This window comes from Vibrio sp. D404a, assembly GCF_030248535.1.
Lineage (GTDB): Bacteria > Pseudomonadota > Gammaproteobacteria > Enterobacterales > Vibrionaceae > Vibrio.
Genome location: NZ_JAHGAJ010000003.1, coordinates 1 through 19345, shown reverse-complemented (window position 1 = coordinate 19345; position 19345 = coordinate 1). Strand labels below are relative to the sequence as shown.

At 43.5% G+C, this 19345-nt stretch carries 18 protein-coding genes; 7 read left to right on the top strand and 11 right to left on the bottom strand.

Going from position 1 to position 19345, the window contains the following annotated elements:
* Positions 1 to 139: 139 nt before the first annotated feature.
* Complete coding sequence (locus KI655_RS01460; protein ID WP_285401021.1) at positions 140 to 1039, top strand: LysR family transcriptional regulator; 900 nt, start codon at positions 140 to 142, stop codon at positions 1037 to 1039.
* Here KI655_RS01460 and KI655_RS01455 read toward each other — a convergent pair.
* Positions 1011 to 1559 carry a chloramphenicol phosphotransferase CPT family protein gene (locus KI655_RS01455; protein ID WP_285401019.1) on the bottom strand — a complete coding sequence of 183 codons (549 nt, stop codon included), beginning with the start codon at positions 1557 to 1559 and terminating at the stop codon, positions 1011 to 1013. The two genes, KI655_RS01460 and KI655_RS01455, sit on opposite strands and share 29 nt — an antisense overlap.
* A 211-nt stretch (positions 1560 to 1770) precedes the next feature.
* Between KI655_RS01455 and KI655_RS01450 the strand changes: the two genes are divergently transcribed.
* Positions 1771 to 2766 carry a linear amide C-N hydrolase gene (locus KI655_RS01450; RefSeq protein WP_285401017.1) on the top strand — a complete coding sequence of 332 codons (996 nt, stop codon included), beginning with the start codon at positions 1771 to 1773 and terminating at the stop codon, positions 2764 to 2766.
* A gap of 103 nt (positions 2767 to 2869) precedes the next feature.
* Here the strand turns inward: KI655_RS01450 and KI655_RS01445 are convergent, their stop codons facing one another.
* Together KI655_RS01445 and KI655_RS01440 are read right to left on the bottom strand one after the other, a co-directional pair.
* Positions 2870 to 3292, bottom strand: a complete 423-nt coding sequence (locus tag KI655_RS01445) for a VOC family protein (RefSeq protein ID WP_285401015.1) — start codon at positions 3290 to 3292, stop codon at positions 2870 to 2872.
* Positions 3293 to 3324: 32 nt separating this feature from the next.
* Entirely contained in the window at positions 3325 to 4185 is an 861-nt protein-coding gene (locus KI655_RS01440; RefSeq protein ID WP_285401013.1) for an alpha/beta hydrolase, read from the bottom strand.
* 123 nt (positions 4186 to 4308) lie between these two features.
* On the opposite strand from KI655_RS01440, the gene KI655_RS01435 reads away from it, so the two are divergent.
* Positions 4309 to 5202: a LysR family transcriptional regulator gene (locus tag KI655_RS01435; protein ID WP_285401011.1), complete on the top strand. Its 894-nt coding sequence runs from the start codon at positions 4309 to 4311 to the stop codon at positions 5200 to 5202.
* 219 nt (positions 5203 to 5421) lie between these two features.
* Here KI655_RS01435 and KI655_RS01430 read toward each other — a convergent pair whose 3' ends face one another.
* From KI655_RS01430 to KI655_RS01410, 5 genes are all read right to left on the bottom strand, one after another.
* Entirely contained in the window at positions 5422 to 7563 is a 2142-nt protein-coding gene (locus tag KI655_RS01430) for a diguanylate cyclase (RefSeq protein ID WP_285401009.1), read from the bottom strand.
* A gap of 299 nt (positions 7564 to 7862) precedes the next feature.
* On the bottom strand, positions 7863 to 8807 hold the full coding sequence (locus tag KI655_RS01425; protein WP_285401007.1) for an ankyrin repeat domain-containing protein: 945 nt from the start codon (positions 8805 to 8807) through the stop codon (positions 7863 to 7865).
* Between the two features lie 105 nt (positions 8808 to 8912).
* Entirely contained in the window at positions 8913 to 9908 is a 996-nt protein-coding gene (locus KI655_RS01420) for a zinc-binding dehydrogenase (protein ID WP_285401005.1), read from the bottom strand.
* A gap of 132 nt (positions 9909 to 10040) precedes the next feature.
* Positions 10041 to 10952, bottom strand: coding sequence for a LysR family transcriptional regulator (locus tag KI655_RS01415; RefSeq protein WP_285401292.1), 912 nt, complete (start codon positions 10950 to 10952; stop codon positions 10041 to 10043).
* A 135-nt stretch (positions 10953 to 11087) separates the two neighbouring features.
* The gene (locus KI655_RS01410; RefSeq protein ID WP_285401003.1) at positions 11088 to 12008 is read right to left on the bottom strand and encodes a LysR family transcriptional regulator; all 921 of its coding nucleotides are present in this window, start codon (positions 12006 to 12008) and stop codon (positions 11088 to 11090) included.
* Positions 12009 to 12108: 100 nt separating this feature from the next.
* Here KI655_RS01410 and KI655_RS01405 point away from each other — a divergent pair, with 100 nt between their 5' ends.
* Positions 12109 to 13185 carry a medium chain dehydrogenase/reductase family protein gene (locus KI655_RS01405; protein WP_285401001.1) on the top strand — a complete coding sequence of 359 codons (1077 nt, stop codon included), beginning with the start codon at positions 12109 to 12111 and terminating at the stop codon, positions 13183 to 13185.
* Between the two features lie 57 nt (positions 13186 to 13242).
* On the opposite strand, the gene KI655_RS01400 is transcribed toward KI655_RS01405, so the two are convergent.
* Positions 13243 to 14139 carry a LysR family transcriptional regulator gene (locus KI655_RS01400; RefSeq protein WP_285401000.1) on the bottom strand — a complete coding sequence of 299 codons (897 nt, stop codon included), beginning with the start codon at positions 14137 to 14139 and terminating at the stop codon, positions 13243 to 13245.
* 99 nt (positions 14140 to 14238) lie between these two features.
* Between KI655_RS01400 and KI655_RS01395 the strand changes: the two genes are divergently transcribed.
* Entirely contained in the window at positions 14239 to 15168 is a 930-nt protein-coding gene (locus KI655_RS01395) for a hypothetical protein (RefSeq protein WP_285400998.1), read from the top strand.
* 296 nt (positions 15169 to 15464) lie between these two features.
* On the opposite strand, the gene KI655_RS01390 is transcribed toward KI655_RS01395, so the two are convergent.
* A complete protein-coding gene (locus tag KI655_RS01390) occupies positions 15465 to 16475 on the bottom strand; it encodes an AraC family transcriptional regulator (RefSeq protein ID WP_285400996.1) in 1011 nt (336 codons plus the stop codon).
* A 145-nt stretch (positions 16476 to 16620) separates the two neighbouring features.
* Between KI655_RS01390 and KI655_RS01385 the strand changes: the two genes are divergently transcribed.
* Both KI655_RS01385 and cobO read left to right on the top strand, forming a co-directional pair.
* Positions 16621 to 17985 carry a serine hydrolase gene (locus KI655_RS01385; protein ID WP_285400995.1) on the top strand — a complete coding sequence of 455 codons (1365 nt, stop codon included), beginning with the start codon at positions 16621 to 16623 and terminating at the stop codon, positions 17983 to 17985.
* 279 nt (positions 17986 to 18264) lie between these two features.
* Positions 18265 to 18870 (top strand): cob(I)yrinic acid a,c-diamide adenosyltransferase, encoded by a 606-nt coding sequence (cobO, locus tag KI655_RS01380; protein WP_285400994.1) that lies wholly within the window; start codon positions 18265 to 18267, stop codon positions 18868 to 18870.
* A 10-nt stretch (positions 18871 to 18880) separates the two neighbouring features.
* On the opposite strand, the gene KI655_RS01375 is transcribed toward cobO, so the two are convergent.
* Entirely contained in the window at positions 18881 to 19258 is a 378-nt protein-coding gene (locus tag KI655_RS01375) for a hypothetical protein (RefSeq protein WP_285400993.1), read from the bottom strand.
* Positions 19259 to 19345: the final 87 nt, after the last annotated feature.

Sequence of the window (19345 nt, the reverse complement as noted above, 5' to 3'; positions counted from 1 at the left end):
CCTATCAATAACTGATGAATTAGAGAGCCCGCTATGAGAAAGTTTAAGCGGACTCCGTTGCATAACTAGGTCCATTATTGACGAGGTTTGTCATAACCTGTAGCCTGACATTAATTACTTTATAAATAACCAAAAGTTAATGAAATCGATTCCTACACAGCTGCCGGTTTTCATTCAAGTCGCCAAACTTGGAAGCTTTGCTAAAGCAGCTCGAGAGCTCGGCATATCAGCACCTGCAGTCAGTAAAGCCATTGGTAAATTAGAGCAAGAATGGCAGACCAAACTTTTTCTGCGCTCTTCTCACTCTTTAAGCCTGACTCCTGCAGGAGAACAACTATACGCCAGCCTATCTCCCTCGGTAAGCTCGATTCAAAACGTCATTAGCCAACTCACAGATGACCCTTCCCACATATCAGGTAAGATCAAAGTTAACCTGCCTGCAAGTTCGATCGGCCAAGACATCATCCTGCCTATCATCATTGACTTTATGAACCTTTACCCTGATGTGGTTTGCGACTTAAGCTTCGATGATAAGAATGTAAGCCTAGTAGAAGAAGGGTTTGACCTTGGTGTTGGAGCTGCGATCAATGAAGATTCTCGCTTAGTTGGAAGACCTATTTTACATACAGAAATTGGGCTTTATGCTTCAAGAGATTACATCCAGAAATTTGGTACCCCTAGTTCTCTAGACGACTTGAAGAGTCACAAATGCATACCTGTGCGCTCAATCACGACCGGGAAAATGCACAAATGGCGCTTGAGACTCAATGAGCATGCCCTACTTCATGAGCCAAAAGGCAACCTGGTTGTGAATAACTTTTCTGCCGCTAAAGAAGCCACGATTTTAGGTGCTGGAATCACTTGCTTGGGAAACTGGATGTTCGAAGAAGAACTTAAGCAGGGTAATATCATTCCGGTATTAGAACATTGTTGGGGGGAGTCGATTCCTATCTGGCTTTATTATTCATCTCGAGCATATCTGCCATCACAAGTCCGACTGCTCATTGACTTCATCGTGGAAAAGACAAATCGTCGCTAAGTCGATCAAATGCACTGGGTTGTGCGCCTGATGTTAAATACCATTGAATTTTCTCAACACAGGCTTCAGTGCTTAAACGGGACGTGTCTAACTCAAGGTCATAGAGCCCATGTTGATGCACCCGGCTCAACTGAAAACGTGCTGCACCAATTTTACGATCACCTCTTGTCGCCTCTCGCTCTTCCAAGGTTTCGAGTGGGCAGTGCACACCAACAAACACCACCGGCAAGCCAGAAAATGCTCTAATACAATCACTCAACCACTCTGGCTGCTGTAATACATAATCCACAATTACATTGTTGCCCGCGCGCGCGATCGCTGCGGCAGATTCATGAAAACCTGCGACAATTTTGGGGAACCTCTCCTCCATCAAACTCGGGTTATTCAAATCGCACGGTGCGATCTGAGACAAGTAGGTATCCACTGAGACATGCATATAGACATCTGCCAATGCATTCTGAAGAGCATGACTCAGTGTCGTTTTGCCTGAACTCGACGTACCATTAAGGAATATCACCATGAATAATTAATCCTTTAAAAATCAATGCACTAATGTTAATTCATCCGTTCATGAGAAGGAAATGAAAAACTATTGCCACTTCAGCGTTCTACCTAATAATTATGTATCCATACGTTTTCAAATGCAGGATTCAATCCGTCATTTGAGAGTTATTGAATACTCAGATCCACCATAAACTCCATCTTGTTCCCTAATCAATTTGGAGATAAACATGAAACTAAAAGCTATTACAATTGCTCTACTTGCTGGTTCACTGACAACCGGACTTGCAAACGCGTGTACCTCTGTCGCTTGGAATACTGATTTAGGTACTTACACCTCAAGAACAATGGATTGGATGGAATCGACCAAACCTGTTCTAGGAAATATCAATAAGGGCGACATCCGCTCGATGCAAGGCAACGGCCTAGGTGATACTTACACAGTAAAATATGACATGGTTGCAGTGCTGGCCTACGGTGAATTGGTCGCAGACGGCGTCAACAGCGAGGGGATGCGCGTCGACACACTGTTCTACCCAGATATGACCATGGATAAAGTCGAAAGCGACTCTGACCTAACTCAGTTTACTCTGGCTGAGTACTTATTGGCGAACTACGCTTCGGTAGAAGAGGTGGTTGAAGCACTACCGACTCTAAAATACGGGTCAATCATGATGGATGGCATGCCTGTAGAAATGAAGCTGCACTGGTCAGTAACAGACAAAAGCGGTGATCGCTTGGTTATCGAGATGGATGAAGATGGACTCAATACTTATCGTGGTGAAGACGCGATGGTAATGACAAATGACCCTTCATTAAAACAGCAGCTAGAGACGCGCAATAAAGTGAAACACACTTGGGAAAATGCAACGCGTGATACTGACTATGGCTCAATTGGCAACGGTAATTCTCCAAGTCGCTTCGTTCACGCAAGCTACTTCGTAAGTAAACTGCACGCACCGACCAGTGATCGTAATGCGATGATGAAGCTTTCAACTGTTCCTTTCCGTGTCCCAGCTGAAGCGCCTTACAAAGACTTTGGAAATGGCCAAGGCGTTTCAAGCTATGCGACTGAATGGACAATCACGCAAAGCCTTGAAACAGGCGAAACTGTGTTTGAATACAACTTTGGTGACAATTGGAACACAGTCCAATTCAACGTATACGAGATGATGGGTAAGGACATTCGCCTTCCACTCGATAATTCGTTTATGGTTGCCCTGTAACGATCTTCAAAGCCTTGACCTTATCGTCGAGGCTTTTTACATTGCATCCATTTATGATGCTTTATCCTCCCCACACTAACAAGCATTAGGCTAATAACCCTCTTTAAAACGCAGCAGAAAGGCCTACTCGATTCCCTTCGCTATCTACAATCACGGCAACAAAGCCAGCTTCAACTTTGTCGTTACCAGTTTCGATTTTTCTTCTAGAAACAATAATCTTTCCCCCTGTGGCTTCTACCTTATCTAGCACCGTTTGAATATCAGGGTTAGCGTTGATGTAAACAACAGTACCTTGCCCAGATGGTTGCAAGTTTTGTGATTTAGCGAGAACGCCTGTCACCCTATTTGAGTTTGCTTGGGCAACATTTGGATTAAAAGGGAAAAAAGCGGCATCATTTATTCCATCTTTTCGGCGAATCATCTCGATAGAAAGAATTTGCTCATAAAACTTTTGCGCTCGGTCTAGGTCATTTACTGGGATTTCAAACCAAGTTATCACATTGTTTTTATTATTAATTTTATTCATGGTGTCATCATTACTTATATCTATTTGATGGATTAGAACTGTTGTTTAAGGAACGCGACTGTCTGCTCGATGGAAGAAGCCGCACGCTCCGATGGTTCACCGTCAACAGGCATATCGAACATGTGACCACCCTCTTCAAGAGGCTCAAGCTGGCAATCATTTCCTAGTGCTTTCGACTTTAGGTAAAAAGCATGAGATTGTTCATATGGCACATCCCAATCATCCTTCGCGTGAAATAGGAGTGTTGTTGGCATTGACGAGTGAAGGCTGAATATAGGTGAACATTGAACAAATTCGAGAGCCGATTCATTCGGTGCTTTCCCTGTTACCGCTTCAGCCCAACCGCCAGTTTGGCGAGTATGTGCATAAAATTTGAAGCGTTGAAACTGCCCGTCTGCATCGCCTAGTTCTCTGTGACCAACCGCTGTTATTGCGTCTTCACGGGAAATCAAATCTTGCTCTAAGTAGTGCGCACTTGGTGTATGCGTCCACGTATCTATCAAACTGCCGTAACCATAAAAAGAAACAACGGCTTTAATCGATGAGTACTTGGTACTTAAGTAAAGTGATAGGTAACCACCTGCTGAATGCCCGACGACAGCGATATCTTTAAATTTTTTGCTCAGCCACTCATACGCATCGCTAACATCCTTAAGGATTTCAGTTAACTTAGTTTCGGGAGCTAAGCGATAGTCAAAAGCAGCGACTGAAAAGCCGGCATCCAGATAGGCTTGGAGTTGGTAAGACGGAATATGATTTTTACTTCCCGCCATCAAACCACCTCCATGCAGCCACATGATTACTTTTCCATTGCCAAGTTTTTTAGGCTGGTAAAGGTCACAATCTAGTGTGATTTCACCTACTTGCTTAAACACCAGTATCTCTTTATTCATATACGTTCCTCACCTTGATTGACGGAAATAATAGCGCCTTGAATAAAACTGATAAACAGGACAAAATGGTTTAGTTAAGCCCAAAAAATGGGATAATAAGAAATTAATTAATGGGATTGGCTAATGCTTGAAGAACTAGACAATGCTTGGCTTAAAGCATTCATTACGGTTTATGAGAGGAAGAGTTTCAAGGTTGCAGCTGAAACTCTCAATGTACCGACAACCAATATCAGCCGTTATATCAACCAATTAGAAGCCCGTTTTGAAGCAAAGCTGTTTTATAGAACTACTCGAAAGATATCTCCCACACCGCTAGCCGATTCAATTTACCCTAAAGTTAAAACGCTTTACTTTGAACTTAGCGGCTTTTTAGATTCTGTCCATGCTATGAGCAACACACCTGCTGGCAAGCTAAATATCTTAACGCCAGATACCCCTGTTATTGGTAATGCGCTTTCTGATTTTGTTCTAGCCTACCCAGAGATTAACGTTACAAATGGCAGTGCTAGCTATATTGAGAATGACATTAAACGTGATCCTGATGTCATTATCAGTATGGAGAGAGGTGACTTGCATGATCAAGATTGGGTATCCAAAGAGCTTTGCCGCTGGGATAGTGCTGTATTAGCCTCTCCAAATAGCCTAATGCAGTTTGGGCAACCAAAAACAATCGCTGATTTAAAAGCGTTTCCCTGTATATCAAGCGTTAATGCGATAGGCGGTAATGTTTGGGTGTTCAACGATAACCAAGGTAGAAGCATCTCACTACCCATAACGCCCAAGATAAAAAGTGACAATGCTTTTTTTATCAAGTCATTAACGATTAAGGGCGCTGGCTTATCAGTTCTTCCAAAACATTTTTGTAAGAGTGAGCTAAATGATGGACGATTGATAGAGGTTAAGCTAGATCATCAAATCGAGCCTCTAAAGTTTTTTATCCACTATCGTCCTTTAAAAGACCGCTCGTATTTGTCCAAGATTTTTGTAGACTTTATGCTTAAGTTCTCGCTGTATTAACCATTCGAAGTGTAAGCACTAGCTAGCTCTGAACCTCTTCTAAATTGAGCGGTCTTTTAATACCGCTCAATTTTCCCTGAGGCACAATCGCTCACAATGAACTAAAACATCCGTGGATCGAATCTTGCGAGATTAATACCAAATATTGTAAGGGTGCGGATTACTTTAAATTTGACAAGTTATGAACCTACCTAATAGCAGCACTCCTGAAACTTGCGATTAGTTATATTCGTTTGCACCATGGACTTGGTTTCTACCCTGCTCTTTTGCATAGTAGAGAGCCCGGTCTGCCTTCTCTAACGCTTCATATACCGTGATGTTTTCGGATAGTATAGACACGCCAAAGCTGGATGTGCGGTGACCTACCTTTTCGAATATCGTAGATTCAATCAAACATCTAATCATTTCAGCTTTTGCACAACTTGTTTTAATATCTGTTTGAGGCAATATTGCTAAGAACTCCTCACCGCCCCAACGACCAAAGATATCAACTCTGCGTAAGCATTTATTTACTATGTTAGCTAACTCCATTAGAAATTCATCTCCCACTTGGTGCCCGTAGGTATCGTTCACTTGTTTAAAATGGTCTATATCGAACAGAATCAATCCAACTGTACCACCATACCTTTTACAGCGGTTTAGCTCTGTTACCAATGAACGGTCTAACATACGACGGTTTGAAATTCCCGTTAGTGAATCGGTATATGAGATTAACTGAAGTTCTTTATTTGCCTTCTTAAGCTCTAAATCTTTTTGCTCTAAGGCTTTATACATTATCTCTAACTGCGCTTTATCTTTCTTTACTTTCGTTGTATAGAACACTAAAAGTAATAAGATTAAAATGGCACCGAAAATAACCCTATATATAACGTGAAGATCCAAATAGCTTTCGTACTTCACCGATATATATTTATTGAGTACTTCTCTTGTAAAATCGTTGCTCATGGAATTGACAGCTTTTTCTAATATAGATATTAATTCGCTATTGCTGTGAGCCGTAGCGATTGAAAGATCCCACCTCTCATCAAAACGGCCAGAAATCTTCAAATTACCAAAAGAGTAGTGTTGTAAATAGTAGTTCAGTACAGGTAATGCTTCGATAACCCCATAGAGCTCTCCCTTACTAACGAGTTTTAAACCTTCTTCGACATCATTGACTTGAACAATATTTAGATCCAAGTCACTGTTGTTTAGAAGCTCAACGTAGGCGGTACTTTTAAAAATACCAATCGATTTTCCTGCTAAATCCGACAGACTGTCCACGAATAATTCATCATCTCTTGTCGCTAAGACAAGCGGCAAGGACAAGTAGGTGGAGGTGAAACTCAGTTTTTTAGATCTCTCAGGCGTTTCCATAACCAGCGGTAAAATATCACATTTGCCTTCATTCGCGTGTTGAAGGGATTCCTCCCAAGTTGACGTTCTGTGAACATAAAAAGGAACACTTAAAACTCTCTTTAAATACCCGATAAAGTCATCCGTCATGCCACCAACCTTATTATCCTCTATCTCTTCAGAAGGATACCAATGTGGGTGCACACAAAAAGAGATGTGTTTTTTCTTAGAGAGGAAGGCTTTTTCTTGAGTAGTCAAACCGATTGAATTGTCGCGTCTTTTACCTAACCATTGATTCTTTATTTCATTTAGCTTCACGTCACCGATTTCTTGTAAGGCTTTGTTGAAAATCGATGTAAGCTCTGGGTTATTGTGTGTAAATGCAAACCTAAGATTCAGTGTATCTTGCAAAAAAAACTTAGTGTCTATATGGCGCCCAAGCCCTAATTGATTAATGACGTAAAACAATGAGTCATTCACTATCGCAAAATCAGCACGATTTTGAGCAATCGCATTTAATAACTCACTAGGCGTATCGAGATACATGTACTTAACATCATCAATTTGACTCAAAAAATCTCTGTATGCAATGGTGCCATTGACTAAGGCAACTGTCTTACCTTCTAGATCTTCTATCCTAGATATCTCGTTTGTGCGGGTACGATTAACGATCACCGTGGGGGTCGAGGTGTAATAAGGCTCTGTGAATGACAAATATGACTCACGCTCAATTGAACGCGAAATCGACGTTACACTACGATAAGTGCCGGCTTTGAGCTTTTTTTGTATGTTTATCCAGTCATCAAAAGCAAATCTAATTTCTAACCCCGTCTTCTCTTCAATGAGTTTAGTAACCTGGTGATCAATGCCTATCGGCTCACCATCTACATCACGGAAGATAAAGGGCTCAAATCCGTTGCCTGCAGCTAACGTCACTACAGGGTTTTGTTCTATGAATTTAAGTTCTGTCTGGCTTAATAGTGAGGCGTGGCAGCTCAGAGCGGCTAGCAAAGAAAGCACGGCCATAAATAAAGATCTACACATGAATGTTACTATTAAGCCCATAAACCAATTACAATTTCGTTATACCTAGAGTTATATGGAATGGTATTTTATAACCACTCTTTGGCTTGTCAATCCTCTAATGTCATCTAATAGCCCGGTAATCAAAACATTTCATATGGTGTATCGATCTTTTAGAAGAGTGGCTAGTTGGATTTTTTATCTAAAACAATGGACGATTATAGACAGTAGTTAACATTTGATATTCAACAGCAAAGGTAGTGATAAATTGCTCTCATCAAGACTCCGAACATTCACTCTTGCTACTTAAGTAATTCAACCAACTCTTGGTAGTGGTATTCTTTAGCAAGCTCCAGTGGCGTCTTACCATCAAAACCTTTCAGTGTTTGTAGCGCACCAGCGTTAATCAGCGCTTTTGCCGCGTCCACATGACCATGCCACACCGCATCATGAAGTGGCGTATAACCGTTATTTGGTCCTTGAGCATTTAAGGTTTTTCGGAATCCAGCAAACCCCTTTAAACACTCAATCACATCAGCCTGACCATTGTAAGCCGCCTTATGCAGCGGAACGGCTTTCATGTAGTGATCAACAATCGTTTGATCGCCACCTAACATCATTAGCTTCTCTAGCGCTTTCACTTTTCCATCGCGAGCAGCGACCATGACAGCGGTGTGCTCGTCGTTTCCAGAGCACGTAATTGGCGAGGTTTGGTTGAGTGTTGAAAATACATCGTCAAGTTCATCTAGTGCAGCAGCAGCCTGTTCGTCGGTTAGGTTGCTGTCCGTCACCACCTGGTAAGCAGACATTGCATTTACTTCGCTGTCGCGGCGATTGGTGTAATCACTGAACAACTGTTTAAGCTCGCGAGATTGCGCTAACCCAAACTGATCGTCATTGGATGCGCCGAACTCCGTAAGTTGATCCGCTCTTAATCCAAATGTAGAGATGATCTCAATATTGATATCGGCATAAGTCAGCAGCTTAGCCACAACTTGAGGCTTACGATGCCAAACCGCAACCATAAGTGGCGTCACACCATGTTTTGGAGTTTGTAAGTTGATGAATGCCCCGGCCTCAACCAAAGCCTCCACCCATTTCTCTGAGCTTTGCTGAGCCGCGATATGGAGTGGCGCATTCCCCATCAATGGATCGAGTTGGTTAACATCGGCACCTTGCTCAATCGCTTGTGTAAATTGATCAAATTGACCGTTAATGATCAGTTGATGAAGTGCTGGCATCGTCATAGTTTATCCACCCTGTATAAATTGTAGGAATCAATTATCCATCATCGCCACCTTAACCAAAAGACAGACTTCAGTTAAGGTGGAGGTAACCGTTAGTTAATGAAACTAGAGATCACCATGAGGTGTTAGCAGCATTTTGCCCATCACTTTACCGCTCTCTAGCAAATCATGTGCTTTGGCTGCTTCTGAAAGTGGCATCGCTGAATAGATAGGTTTCACCTTGCCTTCATCCAATAATTTGTAAACCTGATTCATTGACTCTTTTACAAGCTCAAAATTGCTGAAGTAAGTCGCGTAGATCTCAGAATATGAGATAGTCGGTGCTTTCGCGAAATGCTTCACCGCTTCTGCTTGTAGGTTTGTCTCTCCAACGCCAGCCAAAAAGCCAAAGATAACGATGTGACCTAGCGTTGCGAGTACCTCTAAGTCTTGAGTAATGGTGTCGCCTGCCACCGGATTAAAGATGTAGTTAACTCCTTTACCATCGGTGATTCTTTTCACCTCTTCAACCCAATCGCCAGTTGAGTTAAGCGCGTAATCCGCCCCTAGCTCTAGCGCTTGTTGTACTTTCTCGTCCTTGCGGTCAAGGGTAATCACTTTAAGCCCTGCGATTTTCGCCAATTGGATCAGAGCGGTACCAACGCCGCCTGTTGAGGCATAAACAAGGGCAAACTTGTCTTGTTGTGCTCGAACCACATTGTGAAGCATGTGATACGCCGTAAAGTAGGTAACTGGCATCGCGCCCGCTTGCTGCAAATTAGCGTCATCAGACAATAAAACCAGTTTGTCGGCATCAACGGCGGTATATTCTGCGTAAGTTGCAGCGCCAATAGGACCAAGAAACGCTACTTTTTGTCCTTCTGCCAAATCGGTACCATTCGCATCGACGACGATACCACTTCCCTCAACACCAGAAATGAAAGGTAGGTCTGGCATCATACCTGGAGGCATGTTGCCCTCGCGGATCACCGTATCAATAAAGTTGACTGGTGCCGCCGCAACTTTTAGCAGAACCTGACCGGCTTTTAGCTGTGGTTTCTCAATATCTTTGTATTGAAGTTTGTCGCTGCCACCTGTTTGCTCTAATACGATTGCTTTCATCTCTTACTCCTCGGCGATCCAATTCGCGGTTTGAATGTGTTATTGAGTACGTAAGAGAGTGTAGACCTGACTATAGCAACTAGAAATAAGCAATCTGGGACAACACAATTGCATTTTTGGGATTGTAGCTAATTACGAATTTAATGACTCATTTCGGTCTTTAACGTAATCGACCACTTGTTTGATCTGACTTTGGGCATGACGGCGACCTAGATAATAGGCATACATCACTCGCGTTCTAGGCGTTAATCCTTCGACGTGAAGCGCAACCAGCTCTTCCGTTTTCACCATTGAGTCTGGCAACATTGCCATGTACTGACCATTCATCGCCGCATGGTAAGCAAGCCCAAGGTCATCAACAATCAACTCTTGCTTTACATCTATGTGAATCTCTTCTTTATTAGGGTTCAGGAACACCCAAGACAAGGATGGTCTCGCGACAACACAAGGCAAAGCTAGCAGTGCTTCCGTAGTGATAGTTGTATGTTCAATAGCGTGCTTTGTCAGAAATGAACGATGCGCATAGATTGAATAAGGAATATCCCAAAGCTTTTGAGCAATAGCCGAAGAATCAACGAGCGGCCCAACCCTAAAGGCGAGATCAATATCATCTTGGATCAGGTTTTTATTGCTATTTGAGAGAGACACATCGAGTGTAAGTTCAGCGTGCTGACTAGCAAAATCAATCAGCCACGCACCGAGAAAATCGATACCAGCTCGCACTGGCATTGAGACATTAAGTTTTCCTCTGAATGCCACTTCCGCATCTACCGCAAGATCGATTGACCGCTGAATCGCACTCAACTGACCCACACAATCCTCATAGAGTTCTTGCCCACGAGAAGAGACTCTAACCTCACGAGTTGTGCGATGAAGCAAGGTTAAGCCAAGGCTTTCTTCCAACGCATCCATCCGACGGCTGACTGTACTATGAGGGATCGACAGCCGTTCAGCCGCCTGCTTTAAACTGCCGGTTTCGACAACACTACAAAAGATATTAAGATCATCAAGAACACGCTTCATCGGCTTACCTTTAAACTGCACATTCAATCATTATTCCAATTTTAGGATCATGGTGTCTACTGTTTAGAGATACAACCATTTGACTACTCAAACCTCTTGTCACCTTATCTACCTAAATAATCGCAAGGTGCAGACTTCAGGGATCCGATACTCCAGCTAGACTTCAAAAAGTTCCAACATGAACTTTTTAAGCCAGATAATTGCAGGATCATTATCGTAAGCGGTGTGCCAACCCATGTAGAGCTTAAAACCATTCGCCTCAAATGGCAGATCAAAACTATCAAGGTCATTCGCGTAGAAGTCCACCAGCTTTGAGGGCAGCGTACATACATAATCCGAGCGCTTAAGCAACTCATACACCGACGTAAATTGCGTGACCGACATTGCAATGCTTCGTCGCTTGCCGAGCTTCAATAACTGCTCGTCCATGTAGCCAAAGAAACTGCCGCCAGAGGTGGAAACCAGCAGGTGTTTAAGCTCGCAATATTCATCAAGCGTTAGAGGCTTAGTTCCTCTTGGGTGAGATTTTCGCTGCGCCATAACAAAGCTTTCATCAAATAGCGTCACCGCTTTGGCATCAAGAGGAATTGCCCTTTCGGATGCAATCACAAGATCCACCAACCCTTTGTCCATCATCTCGCTTAGATCGCTGGTCTTATTGTGGAAAGCGATTTGCACCTTACCGCCAAGCTCTGCAAACGCTTTGCTCGCAAGCCTATGACTAATGACGGTCAATGGGTAATCCGAGATCGCAACATTAAACACACGTTCGTCGGTTTGGGGATCAAACGCTTTGCCATCACTAATCAAGTTATCGAGATCGCGTAACAGTCGCTTAACTGAACCATGTAACTCTTTGGCTTTGGATGAAGCAATCATCCCTCGCCCATTTGTAGACGGCACTAGAAGTGGATCGGAGAAAATGTCTCGCAACTTTGCAAGCTGAGTCGAGACTGACGACTGGCTTAGGTTGAGTCGCTTAGCGGCATTGGTGACGTTGTTTTCATCTAAAAGCACATCTAAAGTGGTGAGCAGATTAAAATCGACACGTCTTAGTTTATCGGTCAGATTAGCCATCGGATTTTACGATACCTATTATCAAAAACTTCAATTTCAAAGATACCTATTCACTGTCTATTATTCAATCGTCCGCTGAGAACAGACCGAGGAGAGACTCATGTTAGACGTGAAACTATTTGATACAACACAACCAATCAAAGCAGTAGAAAGTGACATTCCACAAGCCAAGCGTGGCAGTGTCGTCGTTAAGATTGATGCAACGCCACTACTGAGTTACACGCAAGATTATCTCCAAGGCAAGCTGCCGTATATGCTGCCGCCAATGCCATTTACGCCAGGTACAAATGCCATTGGTACCGTGTATGAAGTTGGTGAAGACGTGGTTGGTCTCCAATTGGGTCAGCGTGTGGTCGTTGACTGTAACTGGGTAAAAGATGAGGGCGTAGAAGACCAGCAGCGCGTGCTGATCGGCTTAACTGGTATAACGGCAGGCAGTATGCCAATGCTAGAGGACTACCCGAACGGCACATGGCGTGAATACGGTGATTTCCCTGCATCGGTTGTCATGCCTATAGACAACACCGAAGCAACAGATTCTGCAACGCTTGCGGCCATTGCTAAGCTCATAGTGCCATTTGGTGGGCTGCGTAGAATGAACCTCAAAGCAGGTGAAACGGTGATCATTAACGGCTCTAGCGGTTACTTTGGTTCAGCTGCCGCACTATTAGCGCTTTCTATGGGTGCGAATGTTATTTTAACCGGACGTAGCCAAGAGAAACTTGAGAAGATCGCATCGGCGATCAAGGCTCCCGCAAATCGTTACCGCGTTGTCGCGCAATCTGGTGACTTTGATGCTGACGTAGCCGCACTAAAAGCCGCCTTTGGTAACGGCGCACACAAGGCACTGTGTATGGTTGGCCAAGCTCGTGATTCACACAGCACGCTAGTCACTCTCAATGCACTGAAGTTTGGTGGTCAACTGGTGATGATGGGCAGCACGTCGGCGCCACTCAATATTGATTACAACCAAATGCTTCTCAACAACTGGGAAATCAAGGGCAACTTCATGTACACCAAACAGGATTACCTTGCGTTGATTGCGATGGTGAAGTCAGGTTTGGTTGATTTAAGCCTAATTTCGCTAAAACAGTTCTCACTAAGTGAGATTGACGATGGCATTGAAGCAGCGAAATCGCTGCAAGGTCTTGATAGTGTAATCTTAACGCTTAACTAAACAGCAATAATTACATAGCCCTGCTTTCACGCAGGGCTTATTTATATATGGCTTTGGCTAAGTCAGCTCGACCTCACTGAGATAATCAACCAAGGCTCTCACCGCATGAGGCATATACTCACGCGAGGTAAAATAGAGATAAACCGACAACTCTGGCGGCCAATATGCTTCTAATACTGGCACGACGTTCCCTTGCTTGAGCTCTTCACTCAGCACCCAATCGGCAAGCCCGATGATCCCCCAGCTCTGACACAGCATCGCTTTACCTGCGCTAAAGCTGTCAACCACGATTCGCCCTTTCGGCAAAAAGCTATGCTCTGTTTCACCATCAAACAAGCTCATGCTGCGTACCTTACCGCTCTCTAATGAACGAATTGGAATACATTGGTGCGTAGCAAGCTCATCTATGGTGCTTGGCAGGCCTTTTTCTTTAGCGTAAGCCGCAGAGGCAAATAAACCAATGCGCCCTGTCATGATTCGCTTGGCGATCAAGCGTGAGTCTTGATTCAGATAGGTACCAATCCCAAGGTCGAAACCATGCGAGATAAGGTCAACACTGGCATCGCTAAAGTGCAAATCCAGCTCAATATTTTGGTGAGTTTCTGCAAAGCGCATTAGATGAGGCAATAGCGTATCAACCCCTAGTGATGTGCTTGGCAGGTTGATCTTGATGGTTCCTGACAGCTCATTATTGACACTCTGACTGCTTGAGATGGCGGAAAAAATTGAATCTACCGCAGGAGAGAGTTGTTCAACCAACTCTCGCCCTACCGAGGTAAGGCTTAATGAGTGTGACGAGCGATGAAACAGCTTGAGCTTCCATTCATCTTCGAGCTTGTTGATTGCCTTGCTGACCGCAGGGGTTGAGATACCTAAGTTTCGCGCAGCGGCGGAAAAGCTCTTCTCTTTCGCAACCTCTATCAGTATTGGGAGTTGACTCGGCAGTGATTTCATAAACTTTTAGTTAAAGATAGTGTAATTGTTGTATTATAGATGGTTCAAGAGATCTCATCTAACATTTATATCAACGCAATTGATGAACGAGATTTCACTATGTTTAAGCAACTTACTAATGCCCTATTACTTTCTGCATCGCTTTCGGTGCCATTTACTGCTTTAGCTCAGTCAAACACTGCAACTGACGCTATGATAGAGCCAGTAATCTCAATGCCTGCGGGTCACTTTTTTGAAAACCTGACTTACAAGAATGATAAAGAACTGGTTGCCACGGACTACACGGGAATGTCGCTCTATCAATACCGCGAAGATGGTGCTGCGAAACTACTGGCTAAGGTAGACGGTCATCCAGTATCCATTCGCTTTGATGAAAACGGCATCGGTCTTTTGAGTGTTCATGAAACCTCAATCATGCAGGGTGCGAGCTTTCTCGAAAGCATGGCGCTGTATAAAGTGACGCAAGACGGTCAACTAACACGCCTCATCGGGTTAGACCAAAGCGCATTCTTGAACGGTATGGCTTATCTTGGTGAGCAGCAATACCTGATTGCAGATGCTGCGAATGGAAAGATCTTCCACTTCGATATGAACACATCCAAACTCTCTATCTGGCTGGAAGATGACAAACTGCAAGCGATGCAAGAACGCCCAGGATTACCTGGTGTGAATGGCATCCAACTTTACAAAGGTGACCTTTACTTCACTAACTCTGCGCAGCAATTACTTGGCAAAATCACGATCAAAGACGGCAAAGCAGATGAGCTAGCCATCGTGCACAAAGGCATTCAAGCGGATGATTTCATCATTGATGATCTAGGCGATTGGTTTATTACTACGCACCACCACGAAGTAATTAAGTTTACTCACGACGGCAAACAATCTGTGTTAGTTAACCACGGTATTGAGGGCAACACAGCTATTCAAATGAGTAACAAGGAAGCAGGCGTGTTTTACATCACCAACGACGGCGGATTGCTGTTTGGTGGTACAAATCCGGCAGGGCTTCATAAGGTGACGTTTAACTAATTCAAGTTCTGGTAGCTTGGTTAGCTCACGAATAGTTTAAGATGAAGAAATCGCAGCTAAAATGCGATTTCTTTACCATCACGGAAGAATCGTCCTGTCGGCCAATTATTTGGCAGTGTTGCGGCCCAAGTGATGCCTTTGGCGCCTAGTTCGACTGGACGACCGCCACTACCCTATTTCTTGCAAAAAGTTACGCATACTTGGCAACCAAGGCAATCATTTAATTGACAAGACTGGACGCTGAGCGATTAGCACAAATGAGCTTTGTGTTTTAAATGGTGACTTCCATTCTAACTCTAAATGCTTGTTTTCTCGCGGTTGGTAAGCCTTGTTAAGTCCGATTGACGGATGAGTTTTCGATAGTTTGCAGGTGTCATTTCCACCCTTTTCTTGAATGCGCGATTAAAGTTACTTCTATCGCTATAGCCAACCTGCCAGCAAATCTCTGGCACGGATTGCTCAGAGCCTTCAAGAAGCTCTTTAGCTTTTGCAAGTCTCGCAGCCTCTTTCATTTCTTTGAATATCAGTCCCTTCGTTTTCAAGTTCCTTTGCAGGGTACGAGGGGTCATACCTAGCAGTTTAGCGAACCAATCAATGTTGAACCAAGGTAGGCATGCATAAGATGTAATTAATCGGTCAACCGCCTCGAACCAATTGGGTTGTGCCGAAGAAATAGAAAAAGGGGAATAGCTTTCATCAAGAGGGATGCTAATCGCTCCATACTCACAACCAAGCTTTATTTCTGTTTTTGGTAGAGGTGACTTGCGGTTATATGGGTTTGTTGAGGCAAGATCAGCTTTCTCAGGATACCAATCACGACCTAGCAGGATTTGGCAGAAATTCACTAACGCGAGTGTTCTAAGCCACTCTGAAATCTCAAAGCCAAGGTTGTTTTGTCGGTAAGAGCTTCTATGACATAGCCACCAAGCGTCATCCTTCCGTTCAACCCAGATCGTGACATGATTTGAAAGGCTGACTAACTCATCAGTCAGTAGGGTGACAGCTTCGGCTAATGTTTTTGCTCCTTTCGCTCGCTTTTCTAAGCCAAGGGATAATAAAGATATCGCAGCTTGTTTTCCTGCCTGAATTCGAAATTTATCACCATGCAACGAGTCAAGTTTGTAGAAAAACTTCATCACATCATTGGTCGGAAGCCAGTGGTTTGATGAAAGCAATGTAAGTGGCAGGCCACAATATTCAGCGCAAGACCGCCACTCCAACCTGTGCCGCTCACAGTATTTTATGAACGGCATAATACTACTACTGGATGTTACAAGTATTCGGCCGGTATTGTGGTTTGCTTTCATATCCATTCCGAGGTGTCGGATTTTTGATTGCGGTTAAGTATACAAATACGCAGGAGCGAAACAAGTGTCGTGAAATGACCCGCTATTTGTTTTTAGTTTAATTCATAATTTGCGTGTACCAAGTAGTTAAAAAGCGAGATTTATAATGAAACTAAAAACAATTGCATTCCTAACATCACTGATTGCTTCACCTGTATTTGCAAGCGACAAACATACCGACAACCCTATTGAAGCTGCGTTAAAAATAGACGGCGCACAGATTAACCTTACGGTAGATGCCACTAAAGACCCATTCACGCCAGAGTTTGTAGATGCGGCCCGCGCAAGCTTTGGCAATTGGCACTGGCAAATGGGCGGCGATCATGCTCTCTACTACAACGCCAATATGAATGAGTTCCTTACAACTGCTATTGCCTCGCCTAACGCAGAGTACAAAGAGCTCCGTCGTAATATTGTTAAGGAACTGGACAACCTAAAAGTTCAAACTCAAACGAAAGGCGAAATGACGATGAAGGATTACTTGGCTGATCCTCAATTCCGCACGCAAGGCTTTATGCTAATTCACAAAGGTGAGGTAGTTTATGAAGCTTATCCGGGCATGAACCCAACAGATCGTCATATTTGGGCGTCTTCAGCCAAAACCACTGTAGGCCTTATCATTGCTCAGTTAGTTGCTGAAGATAAGATTGATACGGACAAATCAATTACCGCTTACTTGCCGGAACTTGCGGGCACAGTATGGGATGATGTTTCTGTATTAGATGTGATCAATCACACTACTGGCCTAGACAATGAAGAAAAGCTGGAGTCTATCCTAGATCCTGATTCTCCTGCGGTTCGCTTTTATGCAACTAATTTTGGCTCTCCTCGTCAATCAACGGGTAAGGTTGAGACTTGGCTTGATGTTGCACAAGATGCCGAACAAATTGATGGCGAAAAGGCTGGAGAGCGTTTCCGTTATGCATCAATAAACACTATGATTCTAACTGAACTGGTAGAGCGTATCGAAGATGCAACATTTACTCGCGCATTTGAAGACAGGGTCTGGAGCAAAACGACAGCTCGTCAACCAATGTTCTTTAACCAAACTCCAACAGGTGAAGCTATCGCACTAGGTTTGGTGTTGTCGACACTAGAAGATAAAGCACGCTTTGGCACTTTGTTCACTCCAAGTTGGAAATCTGTAGCGACAGAACAAGTAGTATCAGATGAAGTGCTTAATCTTATTAAAGAAAGCGGCAACCCTGAAAGCCATGAAGGCTCAACAAAACAAGCCAGCTCTGTCTCTGCGTTTAACGAAATGACGGTATCCCAGTCTTATCATTTCGATTATATTTTCGATGATGGTGCCATGGCGAAAAGTGGCAACCTAGGCCAGTTGATCTACATTGACCCAAATCGCGATTTTGTTGGTGTGATGTTCTCGACTAACCCTTATCACTCGGGTCATGGCGAAAACAAAGGTCCTGCATTAATGCGCGCTGCAGCTAAATCACTCGCAGAGCAGTAAGCTCAATTCAAGAGTGTAATACATACCTCTCTCCAGCGAGCCTGCGTCCGCAGCGCTCGCCATACTCTTAAATCCACTAGCATCAGAAAAGCTAGCGACAATCGCAAACTTCCGAAGTCTAATTATTGGTGTGTAAGATATTGGTGGGTAGGGTTCGACCAAGTGAATAGTGGGGTACTTCTTAGTGTTTTTATTATGGTTTTACCCGTGAATAAATTGATATAAAGTACTTCCACTATTTAAACATTCTAGTTACATCTCTTGAGCAAGGAAACCCCAATGTCAGTAGAAGACAATAAAGAAACCCGCCATAAAGCCCGTCAGCAAAAAGTGAAAGAACAAGTCGATGCTAGAGTAGCGGCCGCTCAGGAAGAGAAAGGTTTATTGCTGATCATTACTGGTAACGGTAAAGGAAAATCTACATCGGGCTTTGGTACCATTGCTCGCGCAGTAGGTCATGAAAAAAAGGCAGCCGTCGCGCAGTTCATTAAAGGAACGTGGGCAAATGGCGAGCGCAATCTTTTAGAGAAATTAGGCGTTGAGTTTCACGTTATGGCAACTGGCTTCACTTGGGAAACTCAAAATAAAACGGCTGATACCGAAGCGGCACAGATTGTATGGCAAGAATGTAAGCGATTACTTACTGACGAGTCGATTGATGTTCTACTGTTTGATGAGCTTACATACATGGTTAGCTACGGCTATATTGAGTTGGACGAGGTTGTTGAAGCTCTGAATAATCGTCCGAAAATGCAGTCTGTGATTATTACCGGGCGCGGCGCGCATCGTACTTTGATTGAAATGGCAGATACTGTTTCAGAAGTTAAGAATGTCAAACATGCCTTCGAGAGTGGTGTAAAGGCTCTGCAAGGGGTCGATTGGTAATTTTGAGGGATTAGTTTCCTAATCCGCCTCTATCATCATGGTAGTTATAATACCTATTCAAATGACTGAGCCGACGAGAGACCAAGGTCTCAAACTCTCCAGCAGCAGCTGAACCTAATGAAGTTTCACCAATTAGAATAAAATCATTAGTATTACCTGGTTTTCGATAGTTAAAAAGACTCATACGCTTCGATGGGTTTTTAGATACACCAAACTTTATTACATTTAATGTTGAAGAATAAGCTACATAAAAATTATCAGCTTCTTTCTTCCAACGAGAAAAACCGTCATGTTCCATAAACCAAACCTCAAACATCTCAAATGAGGAAAGTCTATAAAACATACAACTGTAGAGCTTACCATATTGCGCCATACCAATAAGAGGCATAACGCCCAATTCATTAGATCAGAATGAGCGATGGGCGTCTACCCATTGTTTTATATAGAAATTATGAGGGGATTCGTAAGAATTGGG